This is a genomic window from Weissella koreensis KCTC 3621 (assembly GCF_000277645.1).
This window is the reverse complement of the sequence record NZ_AKGG01000013.1, coordinates 1-12,701: the sequence shown is the minus strand read 5'-3', so window position 1 is coordinate 12,701 and position 12,701 is coordinate 1. Positions and strand designations below refer to the sequence as shown.

The window sequence follows — 12,701 nt, the reverse complement described above, 5'->3', positions numbered from 1 at the left end:
GGTATTAGTAAAAAGAATAATGACATAAAAATCACTAAACAAGATTTAATAAATTCATTTGACAATGATTATAAAGAAGCATCTAAAAAATATTTAAACAAACAAATACAATTTACAAGTGAAATAGATGATACTAGTGGAGATACAGATAATTTAAGCGATTTCAATTCAAATGAGAATAATTTTTCATCATATCTAATCGGTAAAACTATTGCAGGGAAACAGGTAGATATTGTTATGACGACTGAATCTCATCAAGATTTAGAATTCAATAAAGAGTATACATGGACAGGAAAATTAAGCAAAGTTTCTCAATATGAGGGGCGTCCTAGTGTTTTTGATTTTATTGATGTAAAAGTAAAATAGATACATCATGTCACATTTATTGTTTGAAATAAGATATTTCAGATATTTATTAAATAATGATGTGTTATCAAGTTTAAACTGTATAGCCAATTGGAACAAAATTATTTACACTTTTGAATCTTTGAATACTTATCTTATGTTATTCTGTAATTCCTTTGTCTAAAAGCGAAACAGTTTTAGATCATATTTAGTTCTGTTATAATTAATACCGGAAAGAGCTAGTAATAGTTATTTTCAGTTTTACACATATCCTAACTTTTTGCGAAGTAGGGGCTATGTGTTTTTTGTTTTGTTTTGCTTATTTAAAGTTAATCATAAACGAAACATAAGTAATTATTAATTTATGCTCATTGTTAGTTATATATTTGTAATTGATTCTCTGTTGAATTAACCTTGGTGTAAGGAGGAATAGCACATGAAAAAAGTATTATTTTGGTTCATAATTTCAATTATTTTAACCATAATGGCGTTGATAGCTGTTTACTTTAATAATGAACCTATTTTGATTGAGATGAGCAATGGTGGTTTTAAATTAGAGGGTTCATATTTCTGGCCAATTGTGTTGGTAAATGCGTGGACTGTACGCAAATTTTATAAGAATAGAAAATTGGAAAAAGATAGGGAAAGTTCAAAATAGTTTTTGATACCATTGGGTACGTCTTAGAATTAAAGCAGGAAATGGTTTAAGAAAATTAAATATCAGAATTAGGTACTAGCGAGGATGTTTTTTATAATTTAATTGTTAGTGCTTTTATATTATTAATTGAATTTAACTTCAAATGATGGATGTATCAATTGTTACATATATTTTTTGATATTTAGTTATTATGGATATTGTGTAGTTTTTAACGAATTCTTTTGATATATTGTACGTGCATTTTTTAACAAGCAATTCAATTCTAAATCATTTGAATCGACATTAATAATTTATGGGGCATATGGGGAGTTTAAGAGAGGTTGAATAGATAGACACTTATGTTTAATTTAAAAAATAAAGGATCAATTAATGAACTTATCAATATGATAGAAACTAGATACAGTATTTTTAATTTGAAAATCGAAAATGAAAAAATTAAAATCGATAAAGATATTGATTGGGATTATATTAATTCGCCAAACTTGTTGATTCAAGGTAAAAGTGGCAGTGGTAAGACATGCTTGATTTTATCTATGTTAGTACAAATATTAACTAAGACTAAATTTGTGAATATATTTTATCCGACTTATTCATATATATCTAATTTTAATGATATAGACAGTTTAAAAGATAAAATATTTAATGATAATTATGAAATTAGTAAGCAAATTCATAATATTTATGAAGGAATGATTCGTCGATCTAAAATAAATATGAAAATGAATATTGAAGACAAATTAAATTCTTATACTGAAGATGATGTGAAGACTCAATTTATTGTATTTGATGAAATTAGTCTGTGGATTTTAGATGGCCAAAAATATTCTGATAATTCTGAGGAACGTCAAGCTTATAATTTAGCGTTATCAAATCTTTTTGAAATTTTGATTAGAGGTCGTGCTTTGGGAATTTATGTAATTATTTCTATACAGGATAGTTTATTAAGTGTATTACCCTCAATAATACGGAGCCAGATAAATTTAAATATTTTCATGGGTATGTTAGATGATAATGGAACTGTTCCTGCTTTGTATTCTGAATTAAAAGGTTGGGGTGCTGTAAAGAAGCATGATGGGTCGATGCATACATTCTACTCACCGGAAATTCCAAAAAATAATAATTTGCATGAATTCATCAAATATATTGGAATCTAAGGAAGTAAAAAAATGAAATCATTAAAAATTCAGTTACATTTGATACATCAAAAAATAATAAGCAGTCTATAATCCATAATAAAAGTGGAAGTGAGGGTATTAGATTATGGATGGGGATAAGGTTAAATTTTTAATTGATAACGATTTACTAGATTTATCTAATACAATTTTAGATGAAGTTAAAAAATTCGATGTTTTTGCATCTCATAATTTAAATGATTTGGGTAAAGAGTTAGTTGATAATATTGGTGGTTTATCAGAATTGGTATTGGAAAATAATGAAGAAGAATTTGATTATTATTGTTTTGCTAGGGACCACTTAGAAGATGGAAATATTTTTAAAATCGGTGATACTTATGTTCGAAAAAATAAATAATGTTTGTTGATAGAGCTTTTAATGTTAGGGCTCTTTTTTTGTTTGTTAAAATATAAGTAGGGAGAGAATAATTAAGAATATGTTTTCCAAAACAGAAAATTATCAGGCAAGTTAACAATTAATATGCAAGTGAACAACTTGAAGAAATATTCATCCTGTACCTATATTAGATCAAGTATAAGACGTAAGGAACTATTAGAAAAAATAAACCCCTTATCTTTTAAATAAGGAGTTTATTTTATGTTTTTTTATAAAAAAATATGGTTGATGTTTAGCTAGCTATTAACTTTTAAGTCTCAAATTTGGTTTAACAGCTACTTTTTATATTTATCTTGAAAAACATCTATTTAATCTAATTTTTATGCTTTGTTAAGTCCTTCAAAATTATTTAAATCATCTAAAATGATCTCTTTAAATTCATCTGAAAAATTAAGCTCTGGGCTATCAAATATTTCATTACCATAGGCTTCGTTAATGTTATTTATTTTCTTTTTGTGCATATAAAACTCCTATATAATATTTAGTACACTTTAATATTAATTTAACAGTACAATGAATATGTCAGACTATGATTGGCGATTTGAATATTCATTATTCACGTGTTTTAACCGTCAGATATCAGATAAAGGTACGTAGTAGTTTAACGACTTACAGGTCGAAGACTATATAAAAAATATTAGTATCCGGCTTGAGGTAGCTGACTTTATTTAAATCTAATAAATTATTTGAGGCCAAAGAGTAGTAGCTTTTGTGGCGAATTCATTGATAGAAGCTAATTTGAAATTTCTTCTTTAAAAATTCCCATGATCAAACTATCATGATAATCACCTTCTGCAAAGAAGTGTTTTCTTAATTTACCTTCTTCAACGAAACCTAATTTTTTGTATATGTGAATAGCTGTGGAATTATCTGCATCAACATATAAATAAACTTTATGCATGTTTAAAACATTAAATGCATAATCAATACCAGCACTCATTGCCATTTGTGCATAGCCATGACCTTGGTATTTTGAATGAATAATAATTTGAATTTCAGTATTACGATGGAGCGAGTCAATTTCCATCAATTCAACTACGCCTATAAATTGAGAATCTTCTTCTACAACAAAACGTCTCTCAGTTTGATCGAGTACATGCTTATCATAGAGAGTTTGTAGTTCATCAAAAGACGTATATGGTTCTTCAAACCAAAGTGCCATAATCTTACGTGAATTTTCTTGCGTATAAATATAACTCAAGTCTTTCTTTTCTAACGGTCTTATTTTCATATATTTATCCTTATATTTTAGGGTGTTTGTTATTTTATATATATACCTTTTGATTCTAAATTCAAAATACAATCTAAATAGTAATTATCATTATGCTCAGGATAGATTGGTGAATCAAGAGATGTTTTTTGTAAATTTGTGTGACGTGAAAGTTTCGATCCTCTATAATTTTGATCTAGCCATAATTCATTAGGTTTGTAACCACGTCTTGCCATCTCGGACATAACCTTTTGATGGTACTGAAATAATTTATAAGGAGAGTAATTAAACACATAATCAACGGTAGAGTGCTTCTTTCCCCATCCGCCACCTCTTAAAGCGCAGCATTCCCTATGTTGGCCTAAAAGCTGCTGTCTTGGTAATTTAGAGATTAAATTTTCATGCCAGAGTCTCATGTTCATAATCCTCAATTATTTATAGATAAATATCTTTATTTATGGACCCTGTCGGACTCGAACCGACGACCGAACGGTTATGAGCCGTGTGCTCTAACCAACTGAGCTAAAGGTCCAAAACAGTTTAACGACTTGTAGGTCAAGTTTTAATTTTAATTATTTTATTAAATTATAGCAGTGATAAATGCTAATAGTCCAAAAATGATTCCAGGGACATTTGCGAAAATAATAGACGCATCGCGAGTATGACCATCTTCACCAAAGATACCATGAATTGTCCAAAAAACACAGTTAATAGTAGCAACTAATGGTTGGATAGGATTACCTTGCTCACCACTCAAGTTAGACATGATTTGAGGAATGTAAGAAACATACATAAGCACAGACATGATAGAAGCAATTACAGCGATCATATGTAGTGTTTTATTCTGGTTATTATTCAATATATTGAAACCTCTACTTTTTATTATTTAAGCAGTTTCGAGAAATGCTTAGGAAACTTTATAACCAATACAATTAATATTGAAAAGAGTTGATTGTATTAGTTATGCATTATTTTACATTTTTTTCTTTTCATGATCAAATATATCTTTATTTAGAATACCAAATCTTTATCACTCAATGTTGTAAAACCTTTGTTGAAGGGATCAATATAATCATTTTTGATCGGTCACAAAATTGGTACATAAAAATGAGCAGCATCAATGATATTTTAAGTCATTATTATTAATTATTAACTGAAAATAATGAGTTTGATATCACTATTTTAACTAAGAGCTTAGATGAAAGGACCCTGTCGGACTCGAACCAACGATCGAACGATTATTGAACCATTCGAACTAACTAACTGAGCTAAGAGTCCGTGGCAGTTTAATGACTTACAGGTCAATTAATCTTCATTGATTTTTTATAACAAAACATTTACTGCAAGTAATCTTTGAACATCTTTCAAATCTCCGCCTTTTTTGAAAGTTAAAATTTCAGATGGCTCAGCTTGACCTGAAATCCAAATTTTAACTTCTCCATCCAAGTCAAAATGTCCAGAAGTTTCAGTAGAAAATTTTGAAATAGAGCGGTAGATAATTGATTTATATTCAACTTTTGAAGCAGTAATTCCTTGCTTATTAACAACAATTAATCGTTTGTTAGTAAATATAAGCATATCCCTAACTAACTTGAATGCATGTTCAATTCCCTCATTTGGAATTAGTAATGGTGCTATTTCTGATCGAACACTTTTAATCGATACTTCCGAAGCATTACCCATCAAACCATTGATTAAGTCCATGTTTCATTCTCCTTTTGTCTTTTAACGTGGTTACTTAGCACGTGTTTCTACCTGCTTTAAAAGCGAGCAATAAATATATTAATTCCGAAAACTTTACCTTGATAAATAAATGATAAGTCATTTTCAATATTCATAAATAAAAGTATATCAAAGATATGTTTGTATGTATGATGATTAAAAAATCCAAGGGATAATGGTTGAAATATAATACGATCTATTTGAAATTTACGGATACATTGATTGAAACGATTGATTTTAGATTTTATTTTAATCGGTATAGATAACAAAATTAGAATAAAAATAAACAGGAATAAAGATTTTTTTGCTATAATTTTTCATTAGAGGTGGGATTATGAGCAATATATATGATAATGAAAAGTTTTTTGATGAATATTCAAAAATGAATAGAAGTAAATATGGATTAAATGGCGCTGGTGAATGGGAGCAGCTAAAAAAAATATTACCTAATTTAAAAAATAAAACTATGTTAGATTTGGGCAGTGGTTATGGTTGGCATAGTTTTTATGCTGCGGAAAATGGAGCTAATAGCGTTTTAGGAATAGATAGTTCAGATAAAATGTTGGCTATTGCAAAGCAAAAAAATAAATTTAATAATGTAGAGTTTAAGAAAATTGATATTAATAATTTGAATTCTATGAATGCTAAATTCGATTTAGTATTTAGTTCTTTAGCTTTACATTATGTAGAAGATTTTGAAAAAGTCGTCGCTAATGTTCAAACATTATTGAATCCAAATGGAGAATTTATTTTTTCAGTGGAACATCCAATATTTACGTCTGAAGGAACGGAACAATGGACGTTAAATGAAGATGGGTCAATTAAAAATTTTCCAGTTGATCGTTATTTTGATGAGTCAGTTAGGGAAACAAACTTTTGGGAGACACCAGTTATCAAGTATCACCGTACGTTGGAAACGTATATTGAAACTTTGATTAAAAATGGATTTATAATTCAACATCTAGTTGAGCCAACACCACCAGATTCAATGCTGGATATTCCTGGTATGAAGGATGAGTTCCGTCGTACAATGATGATGATTTTATCAGCAAGAAAATTATAATTTATAAATTGAAACGTCCGATAATTATTATCGGACGTTTTTTATGGAGGATTATCTTTTTAAATGTTCTTCAAGCAAAAGGAAATTGCAATAAATTATTGTAAAAAAATAAACGTCCAAGACGACGTTTTAGAAGTGATGTTAGCTATTTTATTTTATTTATTAAGTCATATACTAAATTATCAATGTCATCACGGGTAGTTCGAAAAACATTTAATATTTGATCATTTGACCCAGTAGCTTGTGCGGGGTCATTTAATGGCCAGTGTTCTTTTTTAACGCTGGCTGGCGTCATAGGACACTTATCTTTTGCATCTCCGCATAATGTAATGACATAATCGCTTGATTGTAAATAATCATTATTAATTAAATCAGATGTGTTGGCGGAAATATCAATGCCACGTTCAGCCATTACCTTAACAGCAATATTATTTAAACCATGTTGTTCGACACCAGCACTTTTAATAATCCAATTTGAAGGGGCATATTGCTTAGCGAATCCTTCAGCCATTTGGCTTCTGCATGAGTTACCAGTACACAAGAAATATATTTGCATATTTTAATCCTTACTTATTTATATTATTAAGTTAATGATACTATACTTTAGCTTAAATATAACAATTTATCAATAACTTAATAGTAAGATATAAATTAATTTCATCCATAATAATAATTTTTTTAATCTATGTAAATATGTGATCAAAATAATTCATATCCAATAATTGTCTTTAAAGGTCTTTTTAACATTTTCAACTAGCTATCCTTGCTTACTGTATTTGAGTATAATACAGATATTTAAAACATTTAATTAAAGGCGTTATGAGCTTTCCGACTTAGTTTAGCAAATAATTTTTAATAAAAAGGAATTAATTTAATGATTATACGACAATACTCCGATAATGATCTCAAGTCTATAATAGATATATTTTTTACGGCAATTCTTTCCATAGATACATCTTACTCTGTGGAGCAATTGAAAGCATGGGGAAATATAGATAAAAGAGACGAATTAATGCTTATATGGCAATATGAGTTACAAAAAACATATACATTAGTTGCGATTAAAGATGATAAAATAGTTGGTTTTTCGAATATCAAAAATGATGGATACATCGATTTAATGTATGTACTTCCTGAATACCAACATCAAAAAATAGCTACAAAAATTTTAAAAGAACTTGAAATCCATGCTTATGAATTAGAGCTAAAAGAAATGACGGTACATGCTAGTGCCATTGCAAAAAGTATGTTCCAAAATCAAGGATTTAAAATTTTGCTTAAGCAATCGGTTATAAGGGACCATGTAGAATTATATAACTATAAAATGTATAAAAAATTATAGAACATGTTTTTATGGGATGACTTAAATCAGGTCAGACTAAATTTATTGGCTTATTGTTCAATTAAATATATTGTTAATGGTTAATTTGAATGTATGACTTGCAAGGAATATAATGATCCATAAACGGGAGATAATAATATGCCATTAATGAGGATTGACGTGATCAAAGGTCATGATGAAAAATATTTAAAAACATTACTTCAAATTGCTTATGAGGTTCAAGTGGAAACTTTTAAAACACCAGTAGCAGACCGATACCAAATTTTGACGCAACATGAAAAGTTTGAGATGCAAATTTTGGATACAGGTTTGGGGATGGAACGTACTGATGATTTTGTTTTATTCAATCTAGTAACACGACCACGTTCGACGAAGGCTAAACAACAATTTTATAGCAAGGTGGTTGAAAGACTACATAATGAATTAGGTATACGTGAAGAGGACATTATGTTTAGCCTTATTCCTAATAATGATGATGACTGGAGCTTTGGAAATGGGGAAGCACAATTTTTAAACGATAAATTATAATTAAATAATTCATTTAGACCCATGTAAATTTAAAAATTGAGTAATCGATTTTAACATACTGGTTCAATATGATATGTTTAAGTTTCATAGAACAAAAGTGTTATGCTTATAATAACGTCGAATGGATTTGTGTTACCCCTCAAGAGACACATATCTAAAAGTATAATTTGACGTTGCGTGGAATTATTGTTCTACATAAAAGTAATGACTTAGGTCGTTGCTTTTTTTGTATATATAAATGGTATTAAGAATATTAAAGTAGTATAATGATCTTAAAATTTACGGAGGCCTACAAAATGAATGATGAATATATTTTTGATACTCAAGCACTGATTGAAGGATCAACTTTAAATGAAGATGATTTAACTGAACAAATAGAAACTAAATTTCCAGGTAATAGTTTAATCGTTGGTGGGGATGATGAACTAATGAAGGTACATTATCATACTGATAATCCAGGACGTGTTATAGATTATCTAATTACTATTGGGACTGTATTTGATGTAGTGATAGAAAATATGGAACGCCAAGCAAAGGGACTAAAAGGTTAATATTTATTCTAAAGAGTTAATCCTACAGCGGCTAATAATGTTTAAATTTTAAATAAAATAGGTATAAATGAATAAACGTGTTATGCTTGCCCAGACGTCGGACGAATATTATTTCTTTTAACTCTATTAAAAAAATATTCGACGTCAGGGACAGCCGTCCATAATGAAAAGCAATGACTTCGGTTATTGCTTTTTTAAATATTTAAAAAGTATGATGACAGCGCTTTCTTGGCTATGATATAATATTAATGTAAATAACGTAACTATGAATGTAAATTCATTTTTTTATTAGAGGAGGATTCTATATGGCTTTAGATGACAAGTTAGATGGAATGAAGGATCAAGCAACAGGTAAGGTTAAGGAAGTCTCTGGTAAGGTTACCGGTGATTCACAAAAAGAAGCTGAAGGTAAAGCTGAAGGCTTAATGGGTAAAGCTAAAGAGAAGTTAGGTGAGGTTAAAGATTCCGCTTCTGAAATGGCTGAAGATGTTAAGGAAAAATTTAAAAACTAAAGAATTAATTTAGGGGGGGCAATATGGGATTAATTTGGACGTTAATTATTGGAGCGATTATTGGAGCAATTGGTGGTGCTATTACCAAAACATCGATGGGATGGATAAGTAATATTGTCGCTGGATTGATTGGTTCATGGTTAGGTGAAACATTACTGGGATCATGGGGACCACATTTAGCAGGAATGGCACTTTTCCCATCTATTATAGGTGCAGTAATTGTTGTAATTTTAGTTTCATGGTTAATGGGACGTAGTAAAAACTAGTTAAATTTTAAAAAGACATTGAATTAGTATTATATATTTCTTAATAGTATTAATACACCGAGATTTTTTAATGTCACATACGAAAAGCAATGACTTCGGTTGTTGCTTTTTTTAATCTATATTTTTGAAAAAGTTGTATAATTTATTTATAAAATTAGGAGGTAAGCAAATGTATATTACTTTCACTGATGAAGCAATGAAAAAAATAAGTCCCATTTTAAATCAAAAGAATGATCGACGTATTGTACTTATGTATGAAGATGGTGTTTCACCCTATTCAATAACAGCAGAAGGAGCAATGCAAATTTCATTAGTCATATTAATTTTGCGAAATGATCAACCACTATTACCATGGTTTGATATGGAAGTCGATTCTAATTATGGAAAGATTCCAGTTAAAGGCTATGCTAAAGAGTACTTAGCAGAAAATATGAAGGTTGAAGTGTCAACGTTTGGTGGACTAGTTATTACTAGTGAACAAGGTATTTTGGATGATAGTGTTATTGTCCGTGATGGGACCATGATGGCATAATAAAGGAGTGAAGAATGGTATATTCAAAAGAAAAGGTATCAAACTGGATAGAAGATTTACACTTAAGCACATGGGGCCCAACTACTATTGATTGGAATGAAAAAGTCCACCGTGTTCACATTAGTGTTGAATATGGACGCTCAGAAGAAGTGCGCAAAGAAATTGAAAAGTCTGTACAGTCTGAAATTGATAATGAAACTACGGATAAAGATAATGCACAGGATTTTTTGGATCATCTTTATGTCACTGATTATATGGTAGAAGATTAAATAAAAATATTTTATGGACGTCTGATAGTCGTAACATACGTTTTTTAAATTTACCAATAAAATAGGTATAATTAGATAAACGTGTTATGCTTGCTCAGGCGTCGGATATTATTCCTCTTTTTTATGTAAGAAGCACTCTCTTTAAAAAGCTTATCCGGCGTCAATGGACATAGTCCATAATGAAAAACAATGGCCTCGGTTATTGTTTTTTTGTTTTAAGATAACAATGACAGCGGTTTCTTTATCGTGTTATAATATAAATATTAGCAGTATTAACTATGGATGAAAATTCATTTATTCAACTAGAGGAGGAATCTATTATGGCTTTAGATGACAAGTTAGATGGAATGAAGGATCAAGTAACAGGTAAAGTTAAAGATGTAGCAGGTAAGGTCACTGGTGATCATAAAACTGAAGCTGAAGGTATGGCTGAAGAATTGATGGGTAAGACTGAGGAGAAGTGGGAAGTGGTTAAAGATAACGCTTCTCAAATGCCAATAATGACTTCAATCATTGTCGCCGCAGCAGTTGCGGCGGTTACAACCGCTGTTTTGGTACATCATAAAAAGAATTAAATTATAAGTATTATATATTAACGTCTGATCAGGTTCAGGCGTTTTTTAAATTGATTAATGAAATAGGTATATATAGATTAAAGTGTTATGCTTGCGGTGACGCTGGGTAGCCTTCCCCTGTTTATAAGATTGAATTAGTTATTAATCTATAAATAAGCTATTCCAGCGTTACTAGTTTAATTATTTTTACACATTAAAGCAGTGACTCAGGTTATTGCTTTTTTGTTTGTATCACTATCAACTTATCAGTGCATAAAATGATTTATTTTATCAATGGAAGTGAAGCAGGTGTTGTTAAATTGTGACGTTCCTCGTGTTTTATTCTTATTCCTCCAAATTAAAGTGTTAGGATTAATTTTAGAATCTGCCATATTAATAAAATATACTAAAAAGGACTTTGTTATATTTAACAAAGTCCTTTTTGATATAAATAAATTTATTTTTTCTAACATTAGGAATTATTAACGGTATATGCTACAAAAACATATATCTTGTTCAATAATCTTTTTATAAATGATATTTTAGTTTAAGTTATTTGTTGAATGGCTAAAATTTGATAATCCTAATAGTAATATTATAACTGGAATAAATTGAATTAAGTATCTACTTCTACCACCTTCAAAAATCAAAAGATAAGCAAAACCACCAAGCAAAGCTACTTTAAATAATAGTAAATATAACCGTGAATTTTCGGAAGATGCCTTGGTTAGTAGCAATATTAATAACGCCAAAATCCACAATATTTGTACGATAACGTAAAAGCTATTTAAATACTTACCATTGGGATAAACCCAATTTTGCACAAAATTACTTGGTTGTTGATCTATAAAGTTACCTTCTTGTAGCCATCCAAACGAACCATCAGCGGTATTATTGTAATTTTTATAAATTAAAAATAAACCATATGTATAAGGTGTATATTCACTAATTCGAGTTTGAATATCTTTTTTTGATATTTTTTTCATTTCATCTGAACTATGAGCCGAGTACATAGGCCCTGCGTCAATCTGAGAAAATCCGCCTTCGTCATGCATACCCATAGAGATAAAGTGAATAGCAGGTACCTTTAATTTTTGATCAATATGTACAAATTTTTGATTATTTGTTTTTATTTGGTAACCAAATTGAACACAAAGTGCAGCTATGATAACTAGTATGCATTTTATTATTAATTTTAGATTATCTTCTTTTTTTGTTCGATTAAAAAATAGGTATAATAATTCAACTACGATAATGGCTATTAAAGGTATGACTGCTGTAGGCTTCATCAAATATCCCAACATTGCAAAAATACCAAGTAAGAAAGCACCGATTATTTGTTGACTACGGCTCGTAGCTTTTTTAAGTAGCGTGTAGCCTAAAATATAAGTGCTAATTAGTGGTAATACTGTAGTATCAGTATAAGGGACAATGATATAAGGAAATACACTTAACCATATAAGGAAAATTGACCAAGTTTTAAATGTCTTAGTTTTATCAATTAAATATATTGATATTAAAGAAGTAACCATGAATAAATCAACGCAAAGAAAAGATAGATAACTAAAAGATAACCATGA

Annotated in this window: 20 protein-coding genes and 1 tRNA gene; 13 read left to right on the top strand and 8 right to left on the bottom strand. The window is 29.3% G+C overall.

Translation table 11 applies throughout. The features are described 5' to 3' along the window. The 4 genes from JC2156_RS08960 to JC2156_RS05350 all read left to right on the top strand — a co-directional run. The coding region (locus tag JC2156_RS08960) for a hypothetical protein (protein ID WP_038241194.1) at positions 1-366 on the top strand (366 nt) is incomplete at its 5' end. A 415-nt stretch (positions 367-781) separates the two neighbouring features. Next, positions 782-1,003, top strand: a complete 222-nt coding sequence (locus tag JC2156_RS05360) for a hypothetical protein (protein ID WP_013989167.1) — start codon at positions 782-784, stop codon at positions 1,001-1,003. 338 nt (positions 1,004-1,341) lie between these two features. Beyond that, positions 1,342-2,157 carry an FtsK/SpoIIIE domain-containing protein gene (locus JC2156_RS05355; RefSeq protein WP_006845604.1) on the top strand — a complete coding sequence of 272 codons (816 nt, stop codon included), beginning with the start codon at positions 1,342-1,344 and terminating at the stop codon, positions 2,155-2,157. 106 nt (positions 2,158-2,263) lie between these two features. Beyond that, positions 2,264-2,533, top strand: a complete 270-nt coding sequence (locus JC2156_RS05350) for a hypothetical protein (protein ID WP_006845603.1) — start codon at positions 2,264-2,266, stop codon at positions 2,531-2,533. Positions 2,534-2,892: 359 nt separating this feature from the next. Here the strand turns inward: JC2156_RS05350 and JC2156_RS09000 are convergent, their stop codons facing one another. The 6 genes from JC2156_RS09000 to JC2156_RS05325 all read right to left on the bottom strand — a co-directional run bounded on the left by JC2156_RS09000 (position 2,893) and on the right by JC2156_RS05325 (position 5,486). After that, positions 2,893-3,033: a hypothetical protein gene (locus JC2156_RS09000; RefSeq protein ID WP_006845602.1), complete on the bottom strand. Its 141-nt coding sequence runs from the start codon at positions 3,031-3,033 to the stop codon at positions 2,893-2,895. A gap of 272 nt (positions 3,034-3,305) precedes the next feature. After that, the gene (locus JC2156_RS05345; RefSeq protein WP_006845601.1) at positions 3,306-3,803 is read right to left on the bottom strand and encodes a GNAT family N-acetyltransferase; all 498 of its coding nucleotides are present in this window, start codon (positions 3,801-3,803) and stop codon (positions 3,306-3,308) included. A gap of 29 nt (positions 3,804-3,832) precedes the next feature. Continuing rightward, the gene (locus JC2156_RS05340) at positions 3,833-4,198 is read right to left on the bottom strand and encodes a TIGR02328 family protein (protein ID WP_013989165.1); all 366 of its coding nucleotides are present in this window, start codon (positions 4,196-4,198) and stop codon (positions 3,833-3,835) included. A 42-nt stretch (positions 4,199-4,240) separates the two neighbouring features. Further along, positions 4,241-4,314 (bottom strand) — tRNA-Ile (locus JC2156_RS05335). Positions 4,315-4,362: 48 nt separating this feature from the next. Continuing rightward, a complete protein-coding gene (locus JC2156_RS05330; RefSeq protein ID WP_038241142.1) occupies positions 4,363-4,611 on the bottom strand; it encodes a SemiSWEET family transporter in 249 nt (82 codons plus the stop codon). Positions 4,612-5,105: 494 nt separating this feature from the next. Continuing rightward, positions 5,106-5,486 carry a PH domain-containing protein gene (locus JC2156_RS05325; RefSeq protein ID WP_006845599.1) on the bottom strand — a complete coding sequence of 127 codons (381 nt, stop codon included), beginning with the start codon at positions 5,484-5,486 and terminating at the stop codon, positions 5,106-5,108. Between the two features lie 352 nt (positions 5,487-5,838). On the opposite strand from JC2156_RS05325, the gene JC2156_RS05320 reads away from it, so the two are divergent. Continuing rightward, positions 5,839-6,567: a class I SAM-dependent methyltransferase gene (locus tag JC2156_RS05320; RefSeq protein ID WP_006845693.1), complete on the top strand. Its 729-nt coding sequence runs from the start codon at positions 5,839-5,841 to the stop codon at positions 6,565-6,567. Positions 6,568-6,712: 145 nt separating this feature from the next. Here the strand turns inward: JC2156_RS05320 and arsC are convergent, their stop codons facing one another. Next, complete coding sequence (gene arsC, locus JC2156_RS05315; RefSeq protein ID WP_081482761.1) at positions 6,713-7,123, bottom strand: arsenate reductase (thioredoxin); 411 nt, start codon at positions 7,121-7,123, stop codon at positions 6,713-6,715. Positions 7,124-7,441: 318 nt separating this feature from the next. Between arsC and JC2156_RS05310 the strand changes: the two genes are divergently transcribed. The 8 genes from JC2156_RS05310 (at position 7,442) to JC2156_RS05275 (ending at position 11,142) form a co-directional block, all read left to right on the top strand. Further along, on the top strand, positions 7,442-7,909 hold the full coding sequence (locus tag JC2156_RS05310) for a GNAT family N-acetyltransferase (protein WP_006845593.1): 468 nt from the start codon (positions 7,442-7,444) through the stop codon (positions 7,907-7,909). Between the two features lie 138 nt (positions 7,910-8,047). Further along, positions 8,048-8,437, top strand: coding sequence for a tautomerase family protein (locus JC2156_RS05305; protein ID WP_006845592.1), 390 nt, complete (start codon positions 8,048-8,050; stop codon positions 8,435-8,437). 296 nt (positions 8,438-8,733) lie between these two features. Then, entirely contained in the window at positions 8,734-8,988 is a 255-nt protein-coding gene (locus tag JC2156_RS05300) for a hypothetical protein (RefSeq protein ID WP_006845590.1), read from the top strand. Between the two features lie 305 nt (positions 8,989-9,293). Then, positions 9,294-9,500 (top strand): CsbD family protein, encoded by a 207-nt coding sequence (locus JC2156_RS05295; RefSeq protein WP_006845589.1) that lies wholly within the window; start codon positions 9,294-9,296, stop codon positions 9,498-9,500. A gap of 23 nt (positions 9,501-9,523) precedes the next feature. Continuing rightward, a complete protein-coding gene (locus tag JC2156_RS05290) occupies positions 9,524-9,766 on the top strand; it encodes a GlsB/YeaQ/YmgE family stress response membrane protein (RefSeq protein ID WP_006845588.1) in 243 nt (80 codons plus the stop codon). A gap of 169 nt (positions 9,767-9,935) precedes the next feature. After that, a complete protein-coding gene (locus tag JC2156_RS05285) occupies positions 9,936-10,298 on the top strand; it encodes an iron-sulfur cluster biosynthesis family protein (protein WP_006845587.1) in 363 nt (120 codons plus the stop codon). Between the two features lie 14 nt (positions 10,299-10,312). After that, complete coding sequence (locus tag JC2156_RS05280) at positions 10,313-10,567, top strand: hypothetical protein (protein WP_006845586.1); 255 nt, start codon at positions 10,313-10,315, stop codon at positions 10,565-10,567. 278 nt (positions 10,568-10,845) lie between these two features. Next, entirely contained in the window at positions 10,846-11,142 is a 297-nt protein-coding gene (locus JC2156_RS05275) for a CsbD family protein (protein ID WP_420794673.1), read from the top strand. Positions 11,143-11,663: 521 nt separating this feature from the next. Here the strand turns inward: JC2156_RS05275 and JC2156_RS05270 are convergent. Next, positions 11,664-12,701, bottom strand: a 1,038-nt coding sequence (locus tag JC2156_RS05270) for a glycosyltransferase family protein (protein ID WP_038241192.1), incomplete at its 5' end; no start/stop codon positions are given.